Source organism: Flaviaestuariibacter terrae (assembly GCF_054777635.1).
In genome coordinates this window covers 1,079,494-1,101,048 of sequence record NZ_BAAHAL010000006.1, presented here as the reverse complement: position 1 = coordinate 1,101,048, position 21,555 = coordinate 1,079,494, and the positions used below count along the sequence as shown (strand labels likewise).

General features: G+C 60.1%; 16 protein-coding genes. 9 read left to right on the top strand and 7 right to left on the bottom strand.

Going from position 1 to position 21,555, the window contains the following annotated elements:
* Nucleotides 1-78 precede the first annotated feature (78 nt).
* Complete coding sequence (locus ACYU7Z_RS05520) at nt 79-1,443, bottom strand: ammonium transporter (protein ID WP_460568203.1); 1,365 nt, start codon at nt 1,441-1,443, stop codon at nt 79-81.
* A 224-nt stretch (nt 1,444-1,667) separates the two neighbouring features.
* On the opposite strand from ACYU7Z_RS05520, the gene ACYU7Z_RS05515 reads away from it, so the two are divergent.
* From ACYU7Z_RS05515 to ACYU7Z_RS05500, 4 genes are all read left to right on the top strand, one after another.
* Nucleotides 1,668-3,371: a hypothetical protein gene (locus ACYU7Z_RS05515; protein WP_460568201.1), complete on the top strand. Its 1,704-nt coding sequence runs from the start codon at nt 1,668-1,670 to the stop codon at nt 3,369-3,371.
* A 446-nt stretch (nt 3,372-3,817) separates the two neighbouring features.
* Complete coding sequence (locus ACYU7Z_RS05510) at nt 3,818-5,098, top strand: MFS transporter (protein WP_460568199.1); 1,281 nt, start codon at nt 3,818-3,820, stop codon at nt 5,096-5,098.
* Between the two features lie 196 nt (nt 5,099-5,294).
* Complete coding sequence (locus ACYU7Z_RS05505; protein ID WP_460568197.1) at nt 5,295-5,474, top strand: hypothetical protein; 180 nt, start codon at nt 5,295-5,297, stop codon at nt 5,472-5,474.
* 497 nt (nt 5,475-5,971) lie between these two features.
* Nucleotides 5,972-7,510 (top strand): delta-60 repeat domain-containing protein, encoded by a 1,539-nt coding sequence (locus ACYU7Z_RS05500; protein WP_460568195.1) that lies wholly within the window; start codon nt 5,972-5,974, stop codon nt 7,508-7,510.
* A gap of 297 nt (nt 7,511-7,807) precedes the next feature.
* Here ACYU7Z_RS05500 and ACYU7Z_RS05495 read toward each other — a convergent pair whose 3' ends face one another.
* The 3 genes from ACYU7Z_RS05495 to ACYU7Z_RS05485 all read right to left on the bottom strand — a co-directional run bounded on the left by ACYU7Z_RS05495 (nt 7,808) and on the right by ACYU7Z_RS05485 (nt 10,042).
* Nucleotides 7,808-8,197, bottom strand: coding sequence for a LytR/AlgR family response regulator transcription factor (locus tag ACYU7Z_RS05495; RefSeq protein ID WP_460568193.1), 390 nt, complete (start codon nt 8,195-8,197; stop codon nt 7,808-7,810).
* Between the two features lie 227 nt (nt 8,198-8,424).
* Entirely contained in the window at nt 8,425-9,384 is a 960-nt protein-coding gene (locus tag ACYU7Z_RS05490; protein ID WP_460568191.1) for a c-type cytochrome, read from the bottom strand.
* Nucleotides 9,385-9,487: 103 nt separating this feature from the next.
* Complete coding sequence (locus ACYU7Z_RS05485; RefSeq protein ID WP_460568189.1) at nt 9,488-10,042, bottom strand: hypothetical protein; 555 nt, start codon at nt 10,040-10,042, stop codon at nt 9,488-9,490.
* A gap of 181 nt (nt 10,043-10,223) precedes the next feature.
* On the opposite strand from ACYU7Z_RS05485, the gene ACYU7Z_RS05480 reads away from it, so the two are divergent.
* Nucleotides 10,224-10,970, top strand: a complete 747-nt coding sequence (locus ACYU7Z_RS05480) for a LytR/AlgR family response regulator transcription factor (RefSeq protein WP_460568187.1) — start codon at nt 10,224-10,226, stop codon at nt 10,968-10,970.
* 5 nt (nt 10,971-10,975) lie between these two features.
* Here ACYU7Z_RS05480 and ACYU7Z_RS05475 read toward each other — a convergent pair whose 3' ends face one another.
* Together ACYU7Z_RS05475 and ACYU7Z_RS05470 are read right to left on the bottom strand one after the other, a co-directional pair.
* The gene (locus tag ACYU7Z_RS05475) at nt 10,976-13,006 is read right to left on the bottom strand and encodes an ATP-binding protein (protein ID WP_460568185.1); all 2,031 of its coding nucleotides are present in this window, start codon (nt 13,004-13,006) and stop codon (nt 10,976-10,978) included.
* 80 nt (nt 13,007-13,086) lie between these two features.
* Nucleotides 13,087-16,644 (bottom strand): beta strand repeat-containing protein, encoded by a 3,558-nt coding sequence (locus tag ACYU7Z_RS05470; protein WP_460568183.1) that lies wholly within the window; start codon nt 16,642-16,644, stop codon nt 13,087-13,089.
* A gap of 170 nt (nt 16,645-16,814) precedes the next feature.
* On the opposite strand from ACYU7Z_RS05470, the gene ACYU7Z_RS05465 reads away from it, so the two are divergent.
* Both ACYU7Z_RS05465 and ACYU7Z_RS05460 read left to right on the top strand, forming a co-directional pair.
* The gene (locus ACYU7Z_RS05465; RefSeq protein ID WP_460568181.1) at nt 16,815-18,053 is read left to right on the top strand and encodes a PQQ-dependent sugar dehydrogenase; all 1,239 of its coding nucleotides are present in this window, start codon (nt 16,815-16,817) and stop codon (nt 18,051-18,053) included.
* A gap of 122 nt (nt 18,054-18,175) precedes the next feature.
* Nucleotides 18,176-18,598, top strand: coding sequence for a globin family protein (locus ACYU7Z_RS05460; RefSeq protein ID WP_460568179.1), 423 nt, complete (start codon nt 18,176-18,178; stop codon nt 18,596-18,598).
* 51 nt (nt 18,599-18,649) lie between these two features.
* Here ACYU7Z_RS05460 and xth read toward each other — a convergent pair whose 3' ends face one another.
* Nucleotides 18,650-19,423 carry an exodeoxyribonuclease III gene (xth, locus tag ACYU7Z_RS05455; protein ID WP_460568177.1) on the bottom strand — a complete coding sequence of 258 codons (774 nt, stop codon included), beginning with the start codon at nt 19,421-19,423 and terminating at the stop codon, nt 18,650-18,652.
* 136 nt (nt 19,424-19,559) lie between these two features.
* Here xth and ACYU7Z_RS05450 point away from each other — a divergent pair, with 136 nt between their 5' ends.
* Both ACYU7Z_RS05450 and ACYU7Z_RS05445 read left to right on the top strand, forming a co-directional pair.
* The gene (locus tag ACYU7Z_RS05450; protein WP_460569142.1) at nt 19,560-20,168 is read left to right on the top strand and encodes a TetR/AcrR family transcriptional regulator; all 609 of its coding nucleotides are present in this window, start codon (nt 19,560-19,562) and stop codon (nt 20,166-20,168) included.
* 428 nt (nt 20,169-20,596) lie between these two features.
* A complete protein-coding gene (locus ACYU7Z_RS05445) occupies nt 20,597-21,547 on the top strand; it encodes a hypothetical protein (RefSeq protein ID WP_460568175.1) in 951 nt (316 codons plus the stop codon).
* Nucleotides 21,548-21,555 lie beyond the last annotated feature (8 nt).

The following is a 21,555-nucleotide window of genomic DNA, read 5'->3' as shown; positions in this document are numbered from 1 at the left end:
AGCGATTGCAAACCGGCAACAAATTTCCAAACACGCAAGCGCCAACCGTAAACTATAAACCGGAAACCGGTAACTGTCTTACAGACGTTCCCCATGCTGGCTCTCATCCAGCCCCACCCGTTCCTCCTCGTCGGAGACGCGGAGTGGGAGAATGGCGTTGGTCAGGCGGAGCAGGAGCCAGGTGCCGCCGAAGGCGAAGACCGACACGCCCACGAGCGCCGCGAGCTGCACCAGAAACAGCTTCGTTTCGCCGAAGAAAAGTCCGTTGCCGGCAATGGCGGGATTGACGCCCTTGCAGGCGAAGACGCCGGTGAGCAGCATGCCGCTGATACCGCCCATGCCGTGGCAGGGAAAGACATCGAGCGTGTCATCGATACCCGTGCGGCTGCCGAGTATGACCATGATGTTGCTCACGACGGCGCTGATAAGTCCGATAAGGATGGAGTGCGGTATGGTAACGTAGCCTGCTGCCGGCGTGATGGCAACGAGGCCTACCACGGCACCGATACAGGTGCCCGAGGCCGACATTTTGCGGCCACGCAGCGCATCGAACAGGATCCAGCCAAAGGCCGCGGCCGCCGACGCGGTTGTGGTCGTGGCCAATGCGGTTGCGGCGAGGCCGTTGGCGCCATAGGCGGAGCCGGCGTTGAAGCCGAACCAGCCAAACCAGAGCAGGCCCGTACCCAGCAGCACGTAGGTAATGCGGGCGGGATTATGCTCCGCCTTCGCGCGGCGGCGCATGTACAGCGCCGAAGCCAGGGCCGCCCAGCCCGCGCTCATATGCACCACGGTGCCGCCCGCGAAGTCGAGCACGCCGAGCCGGTACAGGATTCCCTCGGGATGCCAGGTGGCGTGGGCAAGCGGGCAATAAATAAACAGCGAGAAGAGGCAGATGAACAGGAGGTACGACGTAAAGCGGATCCGCTCCGCGAAGGCGCCGGTGATAAGGGCCGGTGTGACGATGGCGAACTTTAGCTGGAAGATGACGAAGAGCACGATCGGGATCGTGGGCGCCAGCTTGTAGGGCGCGCCATCGAGCACGCCGCGGAGCATGAAGAAGGTGGAGGGGTTGCCCACAACGCCCCTTACCGAATCGCCGAACGAAAGCGAGAAGCCCAGCATCACCCAGAGCAGCGTGATGACGACCATGCAGATAAAGCTTTGCAGCATCGTGGAGAGCACGTTCTTCTTGTTGACCATGCCGCCATAGAAAAAAGCAAGACCGGGCGTCATGATCAGCACCAGCGCTGTCGCCGTCAGCATCCAGGCGGTATCGGCGGCGCTCGTGGGCACCGTCGAAAGCACGCTGGGCACCGACGGAAACAGGAGGCAGAGCGCAATGACGGCGGCGAGCACGAGCATGGGCGTCGTTGCGAAGCGGCGGCGGCGACGGACGAGTGCGGGCGCGGCTGCTGCGGCCGGCGCCGTATCAAGGATTTCCATGGTTGATGATTTACGACACGTTGAAAAAAGAAGTCCCCTGTGGAAACAGCGGACGGAAACGATTGCTTGCTTAATGAGATGGATACAGTAGCTGAACCCATTCCGAAAATAAGCCGCCCGGGGCCGCGTTGCGGGTCATTTTGCCGGGAACGATTGCATGGTAAACAGGGTGGCGGTGAACGTAGCGTCAACGCCGGCGGCCGTTTTTTGGTAATTTTGCTACGATGCCCAACCGAGCCAGTGACGACCTTTTCAACCTGATCCACTCCTTGCACAAAGCCGAGAAGCGGAACTTCAAGCTGTATATCACGCGGAATTCGGCCAACGAAGACCTCAAGATCGTACAGCTCTTCGACGCCCTCGACAAAATGAAGGAGTACGACGAGGCCCTGTTGCTTAAAAAAGTACCCTCCATCAAGAAGCAGCAGCTCCCCAACAGCAAGGCTCACCTGTACCGCCAGCTGCTGGCCTCGCTGCGTCTTCTCAGCAACGACGAGAACATCGACATTCAACTCCACGAGGGGCTCGACAACGCGCGCATCCTCTACAACAAGGGTCTCTATATTCAAAGCCTCCGGATCCTCGAGCGGCTCAAGGAAACGGCGAAGAACTACAACCAGGATTCTTTTCTCATACAGATCATCTCGCTCGAAAAAAAGATCGAAGTGCTCCACATCACGCGCTCCATGGAAGGACGCGCCGAGCAGCTCACGCACGAAGCCGAGGAGATCAACGAGAAGCGCCGCATCATCACGCACCTGTCCAACCTCGCGCTGCAACTCTATAGCTGGTATATCCAGAATGGCCATGCCCGCAACGAGCAGGATGAAACCGATGTGAAGGAATTCTTCCGCTACCGCATCAACCGCGCGCTCCGTGTCGCCGCGAAGCATTTCGTGCCCGGCATCGAAACAACGTTACCGGGAACTACCAGCACCGAGCAGCTCGCGGAGATGGGTGTGTCGGCCGAAGCCCTTGCCGGTATGGGCTTTTACGAGGCGCTTTATCTTTACCAGAGCTATATGTGGTACGGCTTTATCCGCCAGGATTTTCTCCAGTATTACCGCTACGTGCAGAAGTGGGTTGACCTCTTTCACCAGAACCCGCAGATGATCCAGGTGGAGACGGGTCATTACATCAAGGGCCTGCACAACCTGTGCAACGCACACTTCGACCTGCGCAACTTCCGCGGCTTCCAGCAGGTGCTTGACCGCTTCGAAGCCTTCGCCGCATCCGACATCGTGCAAAAGAGCCACAACAACCGCGTGCAGACGTTCATCTATCTCACTACAGCACGGATCAACCAGCACTTCATGGTGGGCACGTTCCGCGAAGGGCTTGCACTTGTTCCGTACGTGGAGGAGAAGCTGCTGGAATACCAGGGTTATATCGACCGGCACCGCGTGCTTGTGTTCTGGTACAAGATCGCCTCGCTCTACTTCGGCTCGGGCGATTACGAAAAAGCGATCGATTACGTGCACAAGATCATCCACTGGAAGGTCGACCTGCGCAACGACCTGCAGTGCTATGCGCGGCTGCTCCACCTGCTGGCGCACTACGAGCTTGGGAATTACGACCTCATGGAATACCTCGTGCGCTCGGTGTACCGATACATGGCCAAGATGCAAAACCTGACGGTCATTGAGGAGCAGATGTTCGCGTTTCTCCGCCAGCATTTTCATCATTCGCCGCGCCGCGTGCATGAGGCCTTCCGCACACTGCTCGAGCAGATGAAGCAGTACGAGAAGAGCCGCTTCGAAACACGCGCCTTTGCCTACCTCGACATCATTTCCTGGCTCGAGGGTAAGGTGCGCCAGGTACCGATGGCACAGGTGGTGCGTGAGAAATATGAGGCGAGCAAGCGCAAGCCGGCGCGCGACGCCTCTGGCGTCATTGCGGGCGCGGCGAAGCAAACGCCACAACCATAGAGCTGGTTACCCTTCAAGCAACTTTCGAATGAGTAGTGCTATGATTTGATGGGTATCAATCAACGGTGTTGTAACCTGTGACCAACCTTCAGCTTTGAAACAATTCGTTGCAAGATCTGCCCAGTACGAACGCCCATAAAAAAGCCCCCCGCGTGGCGGGAGGCGTTCAATATTTTCCGGTTCGGACTTACTTCTTAGGTACTTTTTGGTTTCTCACGGGAATCGGAACCAGTACAGGCTTTTTAAGGCCAAGCAGCACAGCGATTACTTCTCTCAGGTTCATTCGTATGGGTTTACGTTGAAAAGATGATACAATGTACGACCCTTTCAGAGATACGACATGTTAAACAAAGATTTTACGACAAAATATTTTTAGTCCATAAGCCCTGCAATGTGCTAGCTTTTCGGCCATGGAAGCAATGCGTGAACAAGGGTCCCGCCTACCGATGAGCCGTGGTCAGCGCCTCCGGGCGATCTTCGGCGGCTCGGTGGGGAACCTCGTGGAGTGGTACGACTGGTATGCCTACTCGGCCTTCACGCTGTACTTCGCGCCGCAGTTTTTTCCCGGGCAGGATTCAACCGCACAGCTGCTCAATACGGCCGGAATTTTCGCCGTCGGCTTTCTCATGCGCCCGGTGGGTGCCTGGGTGTTTGGCCGCCTTGCCGACCGGCAGGGGCGCCGCGTCGCGATGACGGTGTCGGTGCTGCTGATGTCGCTCGGCTCGGCCCTCATCGCGCTGATCCCTTCGTTTAGCCGCATTGGCCTTCTTGCGCCGATCCTACTTTTTGCCGCGCGGCTGCTGCAGGGCCTTAGCGTGGGTGGTGAATACGGCACGTCGGCGACCTACCTCTCCGAGATGGCCGAGCACCGCTCCCGGGGCTTTTATTCGAGCTTCCAGTATGTAACACTGATAGGAGGGCAGCTGCTGGCCATGGCGCTGCTGCTCGGGCTTCAGGCGCTGCTGAGCCCGGCCCAGCTGGCCGACTGGGGCTGGCGGATCCCGTTCGGCGTCGGGGCCCTGCTTTCGGTCGTTGCCTTTTACCTCCGGCGCCGTCTCGAGGAGACGGAAGCCTTCCGGCAATCCGCCGCCGCGCCGCGCAAGGGGTCGCTGCGTGAGCTCGGGCGGCACCCTGCCGCCGTATGGACCGTGGTGGGCCTCACGCTCGGCGGTACCGTGGCCTTTTACACCTGGTCGGTATACATGCAAAAGTTTCTCGTCAATACCGTGCACTTCAGCGTGCCGCAGGCGACGCGGCTCTCGTTCTGGTCGCTGCTCCTGTTTGCCCTGCTGCAGCCGGCCTTTGGCGCGCTTTCCGACCGCTTTGGGCGCCGGCCGCTGCTGGTCGGTTTCGGCATTGGCGGCGCACTGGCTACTTATCCGTTGCTGCGGGCGCTGGAGGGTGTCCATTCCACTGCGGCCGCGCTGGCGATCCTGATGGCTGGGCTCATCCTGGTGAGCGGCTATACGTCCATTAACGCGGTGGTGAAGGCGGAGCTCTTCCCGGCGCGGATCAGGGCGCTTGGTGTCGGCTTTCCCTATGCCCTTACAACGGCGGTATTCGGGGGCACGGCGGAGTACGTTGCGCTCTGGGCAAAAAAGGCCGGCCATGCCTCCTGGTTCTATGGCTATGTATCGATCTGTATTGCCGTGTCGGCGATCGTCTACCTGCGTATGCGGGAGACGCGACAACGGGCACTGGAAGATTTGCCGGAAGCAACAATTTAACAGCTATTTTAATGTGTTGGCGATGCCATCATTGGCTCACGCAAACCCTTGCGGGTAGCGGGTCTTCGCGTCCATGCGCGGCTGTTCGGGATGCGATTTTCTTTGCCGGATGTGCTTGTTTTCCCTTACCGGAACTAGTACTTTCATAGTACCGGAACACGCCGGATATCTAATCACTTCAAAAACCACCCGCCAGATGGAAAAAATCGAAAAAGTACGGCAGCCGCAGACAGAGCGCCCGTCCAACCTGCCCCAACAGGACTCGCGCAACAGCACTGTGCTGGTGCGTACGATTGACCAGGAAATCTTAGCCCTGCAGGAGAAGGCGCGCCGTTTCCAGCGCCACTATCCCACAGGTGGTTACCAAGGCCTGTAAGAGAAACTTATTTGCAAACACCCAGGAATCTCTCCGGGTGTTTTTTGTGCCCTGCCGCAATTGCGAGCGCTTACAATGCCAGCATCGTCTCCACGCAATTTCTGTCCATTTGTCCGGGCAATTGCAACGCCAAGACACGAAGAAATACACCCGGGCGCGGAGGGAATGAAGAAGCAAAGGGAATTTTGAAAGTTGACCTCTCCTTGGTTTATCTATTATTACCTTCTGAGCCACCATCGTAAGCAAGCGCCCCGCGGCACGGGGCATGCGCGAAGGCAGTCTGCACGGTCCTGGTGAGCATTTATGATGAAGATTACGAAGGCACCCATCCACAAGAATCTGGGTGCCTGTAGTTCAGCCTTTGCGGATTTCCTACGTAGCTCTGCCATTCACCCCCGCCTCATTACGGTTCAGGTTCCGCTTCACCCGGTTCGCCAACATTGCTTTCTCCGTATCGGGGGGCTTTGCTTTTTTAGCGCCCAACCCAATCCTGTCCTATGAGAAAGCTATGGCTCCCCTGCCTGGCCCTGCTGGCCTGTGCCCTGTCGCACGCCCAATCGTACGTACGCGACAACCTGTTCAACTACAACCTGCCCACGGCTACCATCAATGTGCGCGACCTCGCGATCTACAGCGACAAGCGGATCCTGATCGCCGGGGAATTCCATGCCTACAGCTCCTCGCTCGGTTACAGCAAGGTGCTCCGCCTCCTGCCCACCGGCGCTCCCGATCCTTCGTTCACCTGTCCCGCCATCAGCGGCGGCCGCGTCAACAGCATTGCCATCCAGCCCTGGGACGAATCGATCATCATAGCCGGCGGCTTCTCGAGCGTCAACGGGGTGGCCCGCAGCGGCATTGCCCGCCTGCTGCCTTCGGGCGCCCTTGATGCCTCCTTCAACCCCGGCTCGGGTATCAGCGGCTCCTCCTACGGCGAGCTGATCATCTACACAGTGGCCATCCGCGCTACAGCCGCGGCAAGCGACCGGCGCATCGTTGCCGGCGGCTTGTTTACCTATTACAACGGAACAGCGGTGGCCGGCGGCAACGGCGGCGGCTTGGTGCAGATCAAGACCGACGGTACTATCGATGCGGCAGCGACACCCAAGGTGGAGGGGGCCGTGTACCACCTCGCGCTCGACGACAACGGCAAGATCCTGGCGGGTGGTGAGTTTTACAAAGTCAATGGCGAGGACCTGTGGCGCTTTGCACGGATCAACATCGACGGCTCCACCGACAACACGCTGTGGACGGGCCGCTGGGACGGCTTCAACAGCACGGTCACCTCGGTACAGGTGTACCGCGGGCAGATCTATGTCGGCGGATTTTTCACCCAGTACCGGGGCAACAATTCGGGGCGACTCGCCCGCCTCAACAGCGACGGATCCTACGATGCCACGTTTGCCGTCGGCACGGGCTTTACCGGCTCGGGCGGCACGGCGCTCTGCACGCAGGGCATGGAAGCGAAATCGGTGGCCTTCATGAGCAATGGAAAGGTCGTCGTGGGCGGCAACTTCACGGCCTACCAGGGAAATACGGTGTACCGGATCGCGCGGCTCAATACCAACGGCTCCTACGATGCCAGCTTCAACACGGGAACGGGCTTCGATCAATGCGTGGCCAGGCTTGCCTTCCAGGGCACTGACGACAGCCTCGTGGTGGGCGGCTTTTTCAACTCCTTCCGCGACGAAACACAGGGCACCGTGATGCGGCTTCGCAAGCCACCCACGCCGCTGCTCCTGTCGCTCGGCGAGGCGCCGGCAACAGTTCCGCGCCATACCCTCGGCGGCGATGCTGTTTATCCGAATCCCTTTACCGTACATCTACGGGTGGCGCTGCCGGGCCGCCCCGATGGCGCCGTGACGGTTTGCTTTCTTGGGAGCGATGGGCGCGATGCGCGCCGTTTCAATGCCTACCTGCGTCGGGGTACCGTAGAACTACAGGCCGGCACCGTGCCCGCGGGCACCTGGTTGCTGCAGGTGACCGATGCTCGGGGCGAGCTGCTGTTGTCTGCGCCGCTGGTAAAAGCCGCTGGCTGATCCCCGTTAGCCGGGCGAAACCTGCGCTTCGCCCGCTTCCATTTGCGATTGACAAAGGTTGCTTTGGCAACTATTTTGAAAGATGCTTTTTTGCGGCCCGGAGGAAATGTGTGTGTTTACTCCGCCTATGGAAACTATCCGATATCCTTGAAAAACCGTCCAACCATCCTATGAAAGCAAGAAGATCATTCTATCCAGGAAAACCACCGAGCCTCTCCCGCGTTTGCTTGCAGGGCTAAAGCCCGGAACATACTGTTTGAATGATTGGAGAGGCGCCTTCGGGCGCCTCTTTCTTTTTTAGCCTCCGATCCAGCGCTTGAACTCGGGCACCTTGTCGCGGCTTACAAATACCTCGTCGCGAAAGGGTGGCACCAGCGTCAGCCTGAGGCGGTTGCTGTGGTGCATGGTTATCCCCGACAGGGCCTTGAACTGGACCAGGTGCGCGCGGTTGATGCGGAAGAACAGGGCCGGGTCGAGCAGCGACTGCAGCTCGGTGAGCGAATGCTCCACGATAAATCGGCGATCGTCCCAGGTTTTGATAAAGGTGATGTTGTTGTCGACGAAAAAATAGGCGATGTCTTCCACGCCCAGCGGGATCAGGCGCTCACTGATGCGGATCAGGAAGCGACGCTTGTATTTCTCCGGATGCGGGAAGGCGCAGGCTTTTGGGGCAATCGGGTGTTCCATTGGTGGCGAGGTTGGCTTGCATAGCAAGTTGCACCCTTTTCGGTTGTACCTGCCAGGCAGTTGCCTGTACTGATAATGCGCCCGTTGAACCGAATGTTTGCCGGCATGAATTGTTGAGAGCTGCCCGCAAGCCGATGGCTAACGGTCGCTAACGCGTTTGCCATCGAAGTCACTTCTATTCGGATGCAGACCGCGTAACGCAGGGTTTTGCTTCGTAATGACCGACCTCAGGGCGCGCGCTCCACGGCGTTCGTTAGCGGCGGAACCGTTTTGAGGTAGGCGAAGATCGCGCTCACCTCGTTATCGCTAAGCTGCATGTAGGGCTGCATCGGCAGGCGAAGCGCGTTCTGCCCGGCGGGCAGCTGGCCGTATTTCACGGCATGGATAAAGTCGTCTTCGCTCCATTTGCCGATACCTGTTTCCGGGTCCATGGTGATATTCAGCGAGCGCATCTTCTTTCCATCCGGCCCGATCATCTCGTTACCGCCGCCGAAGAATCCGAGCGATTTTTCAGGATTGAAATAGTCGTTCTTGGCGAAATCGCGCGAGTGGCAGCTGAAGCAATCGAGCTGGCCGAGCGCAATGTAGCGACCCCAGGCGACGCTGTTGGTCGTATCGGGTGGCGGGATCGTCGTCGCGGGATAGGGGAAGGGCTTCATTGCCTTGATGTTGCTGAGGAACTTCGTCAGGAACGAGGGGCTCGAAACGGGCTGCTCCGTGGCGTCGGCCTGCACCCAGGGATGGTCGGAGCGCAGGAAGGCGATCACCGAGGCGAGGTCCTCATCCGACAGCATCACGAGCTTCGGCATATAGGGCGGCAGGTAGGTGCCATCCGGCTTCAGGCCGGTGCGCAACAGGTAGGCAAGCTCGCCGTCGCTCCAGTTGCCGATGCCGTGTATTTTGTCGTGGGTGATGTTGCGGGCATAGATGTCGCCGAACTGCGGTGCCTCGTCGAGTCGGCGACCCGTGAAGCGGTTCGTATTGGGATCGAGGTGGCAGCTGCGGCACAGCATCGAGGCCAGCTTCTGCCCCTGTGCCACACGCTCAGGCGTTATCGCCACCTTCAGGTCGACCCTTTCGGCCTTGTACGACGGAATTCCACGGATCGCGACGAAGGAAGCAAAGAGGCCGATCAGCAGCGCAAGGGCCAGAACGGAAAACAGGAGGTAGCGCAACGCTTTTTTCATGACAGAAGTTTTGGGAAAGACAATGATTCGAATGGCGTCTTTCGTAGCGTCAGCGCGATCAAGCTAGCAATTTTTTGGAAAAATGTGTGTAGAGTTTTTCCAATCAGGCGATCCCGTTACGCCAGCCAAGAAGGTGGCCGATACCGGAGGCGCGGAGGAGTGCGTCGCCCAGGAGCAGGGCGGCCTGCCGGCCCAGCTCCTCCATCGGTTGTGCCTCGTCGATAGGTATCCCGCAGCGCCGCTCCAGCAGCAGGTCGTTGCGGTGATCGCCGCGCCACTGCCCGAGGGAAATGCAGCCTTCAAATCCATCAAGGGGGTTGGCCGCCGGGCTCAGGCGGATGTGCACGTTCCAGCCGCCGTGGCGTACCGGTTCAAGCAGTTGTGGCTGGATGGCGGCGGCAAACCCGAACGAAAGTACCAGGTCCGGGTCCGTTTCGCGAATAAGTTCCCGAAGTTCGCCGTCCAGGTCGGAAGCCGCTACCGGCCAGTTGGGTACACCGTGCTCCGCGGCCCAGGTCTCCAGCAACCGCGCCTCTTCACGCGCGGAGCGGCCTTCCGCGCTTGCGGGACAAAGCAGCGTCAGCGAATGGCCCTGTTCCTGAAGCAGCCCCAGGGAAGGCAGGGCAGCGGTACAGCCGGAGAGGAAAACAATTTTCATAGCTAAAAGCACATACGTGCGGGCGCGGAAAGCGGTTTGATCGCGTAAGGTACCGGATGAGAAGCACGCACCCAAGCGAACGGTAGCCCGCGCCCGCATCTTGGGAACGAGGTCCGCAATTTCCGGGAATGAGTTGACCACATTCTTCCAAAGGCGTTTTATCTTGCGGTACCGAACCATCATGCAAGAAGAAATCGCCGTTCTCATAATCGAAGACGAAGAACTCTGGGTACGCAGCCTCAGCAGCAACCTGGATGCCTTCGGGTTCCGCGTTGCCGGCACGGCCAGCGACCTGCCTTCGGCACTACAGGCACTCAGTGAATGCAGCTACGACATCGTGTTGCTCGATATTCACCTTGGGGGCCGGGAGAGCGGTATCGAGCTGGGGCACATCATTCATGCCCGCCACCACAAGCCCTTTATATTCGTAACCGCCAGCTACGACGCCGCCACCGCGCAGGCCGCTATCAAAGCGCACCCGTCGGCGTACCTCACCAAGCCGGTCAACCCGGCGGCGCTTTTCGCCACGATCCAGTCGGCGCTTCAGAATTTTACGGCCCACAAACCCGCGCAGGCCGCCCGGGAGCCGCAAGCGGTCGACTCGTTTTTCGTGAAGCAGGGTGATAAGTACAAGAAGATCTACTGGAAAGACGTCGTGGGGCTTCGCTCCGAAAAAAACTACACGGGGGTACTCAACGCGGTCGACGGAACCACCTCCTATGTACGCAGCACGCTGCCGAAGACATTGCGGTACCTGATACCCGAAAGCCTGCAGGAAAATTTTATCCAGATCAACCGCGCGGAGGCCGTGCAGGTCTCCTACATCCAGGAGTTCGCCCGCGACGAGGTGCGGACACCGATGGGTACGTTCGCAGTGACCGAAAGCTATCTCCGCAATCTCAAGGAAAAACTCCGGATCCTCGGCTAGACCGGTCAGGCGTTGGCGAGCGGCAGGCGCACCGTAAAGCGTGTCCCGGCCCCTTCGCCGCTTTGCACCGCGATGCTTCCGCCGTGCGCCTCCACGATGTCGCGAACGATCGAAAGGCCAAGCCCGAACGAATGCTCTCCGGCCGTGCCTTTGCGTCGGGCCGTGGTAAAGCGGTCGAATACGTCCCGCTGCAGCGCCGGCGGGATCCCGATGCCCTGGTCGATCACCTGGAGCACCGCATCCGTGCCTTCACGGGCGAGTTGTAGTTCTACGGTCTGCCCGCTGCTGCTGAACTTGATGGCATTGTTGAGCAGGTTCGCCACAACGCGCTGCAGGCGCTCGGGCTGGCCATTGAGCGTCAACGGCTCGGGGCTAAGCCGGAGATCGAGCTGCAGCCCTTTTTCGCGGGCCTTGTAGGCCAGCATGTCGGCAACGCTTTTCACCAGTGGCCCGAGCAGGCAGGGCTTGAAGGGTTGTGCAGCGCCCTGCAGGCCGAGCAGCTCGTTGGTGAGCTCAAGGGCCTGGCTGCTGGCATCCTTGATCATCTGCAGCTGCGCGGCCACGGGGCCTTCCACTTCGTCGAGCAGCACCTGGTCGGCCACGTAGGCCGTTACCCCGATGGGGCTCCGGAGATCATGCGCCACAACGTGGAGGATCCGGTCTTTCTCGAGGTTGGCCCGCTCGAGGGCGCTCTTTTGCCGGCTGATCTGCTCGTTTAGCTCCTGCTGCGCCGCGAGGTTGCGTCGACTGCGCCGGTAGTTGGAAAAGATAAGGGCTACGATTCCGGTAATGAGTAGCGCAAAAATCACCGCGACCCAGAGGTAGATGTTTTTGAGCTGGTTGTCTTTGCGCAGCAGCCCGATCTGCAGTTCCTGCTCGTGGTTGCGTAGCTGGCGCGTGAGGTCGGCCTTCTCGAGGCTTCGCTGCTCCTGGTCGAGTGAGTCGCGGAGTGCCACGTAACTCTTAAGCGCGGCCAGCTCCTCGATGCGGCGGCCGGTTGAATCGTAATACACGTACATGAGACGGCGCCATTCGCCTTCGGCGTCGGGCATATGCATGCTGTCGAGTGCGGCGCGCGTGCTGTCGAGCAGCCGGCGCATGCCCGGGTACTGGCGCTCGCGACCCAGTACATCGGCGAGTTGCAGCGACACGAGCTGGGCATCGTGAAGATCGTGCCCATGGCGGTTGTTGAGCGCCAGGCTGCGGCGGAAGAGCGCCTTTGCCGAATCGAGCTCGGCACGTGCAACGTAGATCTTGCCCATATTGCCGTAAGCCACGCCCTGGATGATTTCCATCGTAACCGGTCCGAGCGAGTCGCGGAAGGATTGGGCCACCTGGAGCTCCCGCCCGAAGTGGTACAGCGCGCTGTCGTAGTTTTTCAGCTGCACGTAGCAAAGGCCGATGTTGCCCTGGATCTCCTGCTGCTGGAGCGCCACCGGCGTGCTTTGCGGGCGGCAGGTGCTTTGCTTGTCATAGGCTTCCTTGAAGTTGCGGAGCGACTCCACGAAGTTTTTCTGCCGGTACAGCGCCATGGCGATGTTGTAGTAATACGTACTCTGCTCGCAGGTGTCGAGGAAGTTCTGCACGGTGCTTTTCGCGAGGAAGTAACACTCATTGGCTTCCTCGAATTTCTTCAGCCGGAAAGCCAGGTCACCCCGGATCATCAGGTAGCCCGAGTAGGTACGCGGGTACGCCTTTTTTTTCTCGTAGCTGTCGAAGAGCGCGATGGCGCTGTCGATCAGGTGTGTGCAGCGGGTGTAGTCGGTAGCAAAAAAGTAGTAGTAGAAATGCTGTACGTCGTAGCGGGCGGCGCGTACGAACAGGTTGTCGGTCGGGTGTTCGCGAAGGATCGAATCGTAGGTCCGAACGCCGCTCTCGAGGCTGCGGTCGCGCTCGATGGCGCGGTAGGCTGGTCGGAAAATGGGCTCCCACAAGGCCCGCTCGGCCTTTTCGGAGCGTGGCGTGCTATGCCGGCAGGCCAGCAGTGACAAAAAGAGCAGGTAAAGCCATGGGCCTGTAGGGCGGCGGAAAAGCATGTTTGTTGCGAAGGCTTAAAGGTAGGAAAAAGCAAAGCTGCGGGCCGGCTCAGCCCGCTTCCGGGGCGTTCGTAATGCGGTTATAGTTTCCGGAACCGGCCTGCGGACCTGCTGCCGTCTTCAAAAACCAGCTCCACGAAGTACAGCCCCGGCGCCAGACCGGTCAGCCCGATCTCGACGCTGTTGCTGCCAACGCCCAATACCTGCTCGCGCAGGAGCAGCAGGCGGCCGGAAGCGTCGGCCACAAGGAGCTGCGCGCGCTGCGCCGAAGCCGATTGCAGCATCACCCGGAGCAGGTCTGCGGACTGGTTGAACGACAAGCTACCCGGCGGCAGGAGGCCGACGGTGTCCGAGATCTTTACCACGGGGCTATAGCGTGCCCGCCCGCCGAGATCCTGCTGCCGCAAGCGGTAGTACCGGGTGCCCGCTGCTGCGGCGTCGCTGAATTCGTAATCTAGTTGCGTGTTGCTGTTGCCGCCCGCTGCGCGGCTCGGCACCTGGGCCAGGGTATGGAAGCTGCGGCCATCTGCGGACCGCTCGATAGTAAATCCCGCATTCTCACTCTCCTGCGCCGTCGACCAGCTGAGGATGTTGGCAGCCGACTGGCGCCGGCCCGAAAAGCGGAGTAGTTGAACAGGCAGCACGCTGCCGCCGGTGGTCACGACCCAGGGCGAAAACTGCGTAATGCCCGCGGCTGTAGCCGTGCGGATGCCGCCGGCGCTCCCGGTAGGGGCGATGTTTCCGGTCGGCGTCACCCAGGCCGCACCGTTATAGCGTTTCAGCGTCACGTTGCCGTTGGGATTCCAGCTGCTGCCCTGGATACCCGCGTCGCCCTCGTTGTATTGAAACGTCAGTGTTGCGCCGGAAGGCACCGGGTTGGTAGACGGGGTGATGGTCCACATGCGTTGAATGCTTTCCGACGAAGTAGCCAGCGTAGGGCTGATGGACGCGGCGACCTGCACCGTCCAGTCGAGGCCGCTGGCCTGTGCGATGGTCAGGGGCGAGTAGCTGGAGCTGCTGGCACCGATCACGAATTGCTTTCCGCCGCTGCCGATGCCCCGTAGAACTACGGACCCGCCGCCGCTGGTGACGACGAAATTGCTGGCATCGCCGCTCATCGTACCGCCTATGCTCAGGCTATTGCCACCGAGCAGGAGCCGGGAGCCGCCGCTCAGCGTGATATTGCCGGCGAGGGTGGTTGCCCCGCCCAATGTTTTCTGCCCGTTGCTCAGTGCCAGGTGCTGGTAGTCACTGCGGGCAGTTACGACCTGCGCGCTGCTGGCGCTGTAGTCGATGCTGGAACCGGAGCCGATGCTGATCGTCGGGTTGTTGCTGCTGCGGATGCTTGTGCTTGTGCCGCCGCTGAAGCCCGCGGTGCTGGCCGTGCGGAAGGTGCCGTTGATCGTGACGCTGCCGCCGCTCCCCAGCGTGATTCCGCGTGTGCCGGCGTTGCAGCGGCCACCGCTGGCGACGATGAACTGTCCGCCGGTGCCGAGCGTCAGGTCGCCGTCAAGGGTTACGTCGGCGCTGCTGTTGCTGATGGTGACCGATGCCGGCGTGCCTATCGTGACCCCGCTGAAGCCGGTGCTCTGCGCCACTGTGCCGTTGAATTCGTACCTGACACCGCTGGCGAACACGTAGCCGCCGCTGTTGGCCAGGCTTCCCGACAGGCCGCTGGCATAGCCCACCTTGATCGTGCCAGCGGAGTTCACCAGGATCGACCCGGCACCGCCAAGCTGGTAGCCGGCCATATTAAGCGAGCCGTTTACAGTCAGCGTACTGCCCGTCGTGCCTGAAAAATTTCCAGTAAGCGTATACGATGCGGCGCTGGCGATAACTACGTTGGGTGTATAGCCCGTGCCCGAGTTGCTCAGCGTGCCCGAGCCAAGAAGGTTGACGGTAAGAAACTGCAGCGACTGGCCCCCGCTGGCATTCCAGGCAAGCGACCCCGCGATGTTGAAGGTTGTTGCCGTCCAGGAGCTCAGGTTCAGTTGCGTTGAAGAGCCGACTGAGAAAGGCCCATTGATGGTAACGGCTCCGCCGGCGCTCATCCAGACGGCGCCCGGTGCCGATATGTCGAGCCCGTAATACGTGAGCGGCTGTATCGACGGGCTTGAGCCGGTATAGCTGATCGTACCCTGTGAAATCGTCGTGATGCTCCCCGGGCTAAAGCTTCCGCCGATCCTGATCGTTCCGTTGGCGAAGGATATCCCGGTAGCCCCGGCCAGGTTCAGGTTGTAGTACTGGAAAGCCGGAACCGTCTGGTTGCTCCCGGTAAAGCTGACCGTATAATTACTGCCCGCCGATGTTGTGCTTCCGGTGATGAATGACCCGGCAATGCCCACCGTATAGTTGGTGAACGCGATATTGCTCGCCGCGCTGATATCGAGGTTGTAAAAGTTGAACGACGACTGAAGCGACTGGTTGCTGCCATTGAAGGCGATCGTTCCCTGCGTGGGTGTATTGTTGCGGCTGTTGCTGAGCGCGCCGGCGATACCGATCGTACCGGAGGGAAAGCTGTGGCTGCCGTTATCCAGGTCGAGGTTGTAGTAGTTGAACGCCGGCAGCGCCTGTCCCGCCGCGCCTTTGAAATTGAAGTAGGAGCCCGTCGTAGCCCTTGTGATCGCATCGGGCGTGAAGCTGCCGTAGATGTCGATGCCCGGGTAATTGGTCGTGGCGAAAGACGTACCCGTGGCGCCGGTCAGGTCGAGGTTGTAGTAGCCGAACACCGGGACCGTCTGGTTGCTGCCGTTGAAACGGATCGTGCTGCCGGTAGTAGCGCTGCTGACGTAGCCGCGCGTGAAGGTTCCGCGCACCCCGATAATTCCCGGGGTCGCGAACGAAAGCTGGCTGGCGTTACTCAGGTCAAGGTTGTTGTACAGGAAGGCCGGCACCGTCTGGCCGCGGCCGTTGAAGTTAATGGTACCCGTGTTGGTGCCGGTGAGCGTTCCCGGGATAAAGAGGTCGGAGATGGTCACCGTGCCGGAAGGAAACGAAGCGTTGGTTGCGCCGGCGAGGCTGAGGCCTTCGTACGGGAAGACGGCGATGGTTTGGTTGCTGCCTTTATAGTTGACCGTTGCGCTGTTGTTGTAATTGACGTTCGTGGCGCTGTGCGTGAAGGTGCCGCTGATACCGATCGTGCCGGAGCCGATGCTGAGCCACTGACCGCCGCGTGCACCGGAGATAACGAGGTTGGCATAGTCGCGCACCGTGATTACCTGGTAGCCGCTGCCGTAGTACTCGATCGTGGAGCTGCTGCCCAGTGTAACCAGCGGGCTGTTACCCGTCGACAGCGTGCCTGATGTGCCGCTGATCAATCCATTGCTGTTGGCAGTACGCAGCGTGCCGTTGATCGTGAAGAAGCCGGAGGCGGCAGCAGTGATCACGTAGGTCGAAGCATCGAGGGAGCCGCTTACCGTGAGTGATTTGATCGATACATCAGCCGCCAGGGTAACACTGTAGTTTGCGCCGATGACCACGTCGTCGGCATTGCCCGGTACGGCGCCGCCCAGCCAGGTGGCCATGCTGTTCCAGCTGCCGGAGCTGATGGCCGTAACGGTCCCTGCCTGAGAGCGGAAGGACATAAGCAGTAACACGGTTCCGGCCAGCAGGAGCCTGCCATAGTGGGTAAGGTGCATACGTGCGAGTTTGGCTGCGATGAGAGAGTCGTGGCAAATGTATGGGTTTACACTTAGATTGTTTCCGAAAAATCATTAGGTGGATTCTCGGGGTTAAGGCGGGTATTCCCGCAGGAAAGCTGTGCGCCGCAGGACCCCGGCGTAACTTAGGAGCTACAATGCCCTTACGTATGAAACCGATACTTTTCCGCAGCGGACTTTGGATCCTGTGCGGGCTCACGGCCTTTGCCTGCAGCAACCAGGCGACACAGCCGGCTTCGGCGCCGGCAACGGATTCGTCGCCGGTGGAAACAAAGCCACCTAATTCCCGTTATTCGCCGGCCTTCCCCGGCCAGACCCGTATCCGCGGCGTGCGTACAGCCACGCCCTGGAAGGCCGTTGTGCTTAGTCGCTCGCTCGACCGACCCTGGGGTATTACCTCACTGCCCGACGGGCGGCTGCTGATCACCGAGAAGGGCGGCAGCTTCCGCATCGCCGGCACGAACGGCGCCCTGAGTGCACCGATTGGCGGAGCGCCGGCGGTCAATGACGCCGGGCAGGGCGGTTTACTGGATGTCGTTGCCGACCCGGACTTCGCGCAGAACCGCATGCTGTATTGGACCTTTTCCGAAGCGCGCCCCGACGGCAACCTGACGGCCGTAGGCAAAGGGCAGCTGTCGGCCGACGAGCGGCGCATCGAAAACGCAACGGTCATTTACCGCGCTACACCGGCGTACAACGGCACACTCCATTATGGCGGGCGCCTGCTGTTCGACCGCAGCGGCAACCTCCTGGTATCCACCGGCGAACGTTCGGACCTGGCCACGCGGCCACAGGCGCAATGGCTCAACTCCGCGCTTGGCAAGGTGCTGCGAATCACGAAAACCGGCCAGCCGGCGCCCGGCAATCCATTCCTGGGCCGCAATGATGCAAGGCCCGAGATCTTTACCTACGGCCACCGCAACGTACAGGGACTGGCCCTTCACCCCGCGACGGGCGAGCCCTGGCAAACGGAGATGGGACCCCGCGGCGGCGATGAGGTGAACAGGCTGCTTCCCGGCCGTAATTATGGCTGGCCAATCATTACCTATGGCATCGAATACAGCGGCGACCGCGTAGGGGAGGGCCGCACCCGGCAGGCCGGCCTCGAGCAGCCCGTGTATTACTGGGATCCCGTGATCTCGCCGAGCGGCTGCACGTTCTACAGTGGCGCAGGCATCGCCGAATGGAAGAACAACCTCTTTGTTTGCGGGCTCAGTGGACAGCATATTGCGCGGCTGGTACTGCAGGGAGACCGAGTAGTGGGCGAGGAGCGCCTGCTGGCCGCGGAGGGCCACCGCTGGCGGGCCATCACCGAAGGCCGCGATGCTGCGCTTTATGCGGTCACCGACGGCAGCCCGGGGCTGCTCTACCGGATCGCCCGGCAATAAGCCATCGCGCGTTTTCTCAATTGATGACAGAAGGGACGCAATTGCTCTCGGTTGTCCTTCCGGGTAAGGTACCGGCGACGTAGCATTGCAGGAACGAAAACGCGAACCGGTAAATCAATGCTATGAGCCCTCGTCAAATCAGCCTCGTCCAGGAATCCTGGCTTTCGGTAGCCGCCATCGATCCGCTCGTTGTCGGCAACCTTTTTTACAACCGCCTTTTCGAGCTCGACGAGCAATTACGGCCGCTCTTTACAGCCCCCATTTCCGGGCAGTCGAAGAAGCTCGTGTCGATGCTGCATTACGTCGTCAGCAAGCTCGATACACCCGATGAGCTAATCGACGAGGTAAAAAGCCTGGCGCAGCGGCACCTGCACAATGGTGCGCGCCCGGAGCACTACAACGTACTGGGCAGCGCCCTCATCTGGGCACTCGAGCAAAGTCTCGGCGATGCCCTGACGGAGGAGCTGGAGGAAGCCTGGATCGCCACCTACAAGGTGCTTGCCGGGGCCATGATGGAGGCGACGGCTTACCAGGAAGCAGCCTGATATTTTTTGTTGGAAATAAGAAAGAGCCCCGCGGTTTGCGGGGCTCTTCTGTTAGTCCTTCAGTTCGATCCACACCGGCGCGTGGTCGGAGGTCTTTTCCCAGGCCCGCACATCCTTGTCAACACCGGCGCCTTTGAGGCGTGGCACGAGCTCGTCGCTGAGCAGGAAGTGGTCGATGCGGATGCCGGCGTTGCGGCCGAAGGCATTGCGGAAGTAATCCCAATATGTATAGATCGTTTCGTCGGGGTAGAGGTGGCGGAGCGCGTCGGTCCAGCCCTGCTTCAGCAGCTTCGCAAAGGCCTCGCGCGATTCGGGGAAGAACAGCGCGTCGCCTGTCCAGCGCTCCGGCTTATAGGCGTCGAGTGGCGTCGGGATCACGTTGAAGTCGCCGGTGAGCAGCACGGGCTTTTTGCTTTTGAGCAGCCCCCTGGCATGATCGTGCAGGCGCTCCATCCAGCGCAGCTTGTAGTCGAACTTGGGCCCGGGTGCGGGGTTGCCGTTGGGCAGGTACAGCCCGCAGATCCGGATCCCGGCCACATCGGCCTCGATATAGCGGCTTTGCTCGTCGTCGGGGTCGCCGTCGAGGCCCTTCCGTATTTCTACGGGTGTGCCGGCGCGCGAGAGGATCGCCACCCCGTTCCAGCTTTTCTGACCGTGCCAGATCGCCTCGTAGCCCGCGGCGCGGATCGCTTCTTCGGGGAACTTCTCCTGTGGCGCCTTCAGCTCCTGCAGGCAGGCTACATCCGGGGCTTTTTCTTCGAGCCAGCGCAGCAGCACCGGCAGGCGCGCCGTAATGCCGTTGACGTTGTAGGTCGCAATCTTCATGGGGTGAAATTAGGGCCGTGCCTGATACTACAGAGCCGAAGCGAACGGGATCGGCCCCGGGCTCCTTTTTCCCCGATCGCGGGGCTTTCCGGAAGAAGTGCTGCGGGATCGGGGAAATATATTTTCTTTGGAGTCAATGGCCGCCGACCAGAAACAAACGCAAATTATCGAAGCCGCGATCCGCCGCTTCGCCGACGCTGGCGTGGCCAAAACCACGATGAACGAGATCGCCGCTGATCTCGCGATCTCCAAGGCGTTGCTTTATTATTACTTTCCCGACAAGATCAGCCTCTATGCGGCCGTGCTGGGGCAGATCGCCGCGCAGGACAGCGCCCGCAACGAGCGGGAGCTGGATGGCATCGCCGACCCGCTGCGGGCCCTGGAGCGGTACCTCGACACCCGCACCGATTTTATCCTCCGGTACTACCAGCTGCTCGAATACCTGAAGGCCTTCAGCCCCGCTACGCTCCCCGAGCCGCTGCGGCCGATCTTCGCCGTGCTGCGCCAAAGGCAGCTCGACCGCATTACCAGCATTATGGAAAAGGGCCGGGCGTCGGGAGTTTTCAAGATGCCAGATGCGCGCAAGACCGCCGAGCTGTATTTCGATTTCCTTGATGGCTTTCGCCACGCGGTGCTGGCGCGGCAGCCCAATTCCTTCCCCGACAAGAAACAATTCGGCAGCCTGCTCAAGCGCGAGAAGGAGTTTTCACGAATCTTTATGAATGGGCTTAGCTGCCATGGATGAGCACATTTTTTTTGGACGTACCTTTGACTATTCTAAGCAAAAAGTCAGGAACGGCGGCAGCGTCGATCCGCGCGACGCTCGTATCCTACCTATTAAGTAAAGGGTTCTCAGGTACTCCGCCTGCGGGCGGCAAACGAATTTCCCTATGAATGGCCGAGTATCCGAAAGGCGTTGCTGACAGATGAGGACACTGATGGGGGAAGCATAAGCTTCCCCTTTTTTTGTGTGCCATGGATGGGCTTTGACGAAAGGGCAAAAAGAAACCCCGGTAGAAACCGGGGTCGCAACCAAAACTAACTGCTTATGAGAAAATTGACTGCTTATGTGAGATTTATACTGTTACAATAACGGTGCCGAAAATTTCGTTTGTCGCGGAAGACAACGCTAAAGAATTGTAAATGCCTACTTTTAGCCCCTAACCCTCGACCATGACGGAAAAGCCCAACTTTTGGCAGCGCCTCGGCCTGCACGATTGGTTTGTCAATAAGCCCGAAGCGGCGCCCGCCACAGAGCGGGGCGCGCTGACGCCCGATACGATCTTCAACTACCTGGTCCGGCAATTCGAAAGCTCCATTCGCGAGCTTTCGTTTGCCAACCGCGTTGTTTTTTACCATGAATACATCGTGGTATTTCACCCCGATGACTATAAGATGTTCCAGGACAGCCGCAAGGGTCTCCTGGGGATGATCGCGCAGGAATCCGTGGCGGAATTTACACGACGACTGCAGGAGGCCGCCGCAGCTGGTCGCACTGTGGTGCCGGCAGCAAGCAAGTGGGTCTTCCGGTTTGTATCGCATCCCGGCTATGCGCCCGGCGACCTTGGCTTCATCGGTAAGCTGCTCCCCGAAGGCACCGGGCGCGAGCCCGAGGGGAACCTTCGCATTACCTATATCCCGCGGCAAACGGGGCAGGCCGAAACGAGTAACCTCAGCGTCGACGCACTCTCGGCTTTCACCTATTACAGCGAAGGATACTACGAGCTCCCTTTCCGGTTAGACGTCGCCGGTAGCTCCGCGGTTTCCCATAGTGGTGCCGCATTGGCGCGCCTCGAAGCCGTGGTGCCCGACAAGGAGTTTGCCGGAAAGAAGATTGAGTTCCTGCTCCGCGGCGAGGACCTGGTCGTATCGGGGCCGGCCGACAACCGCGAAGGCGGCGAGGTTTTCCGGATCCCCTCCGAATGGGTGGATACCCCGCACCTCCGGATCCGCTACACGCGGGCCGAAGACCGCTTTTACCTCAGTGCCTTTGGCGAAAAAACGCTTCTGAATGAAAAGGAGATCGCCCGGAGTGCCCCGCAGCAACCGGCCTGGACGGAGCTCCCGCTCAACTCGCGAATTGTGCTCAACGGGATCGTGGGCCTGAATTTTTATAAATCCTGACATGCTTT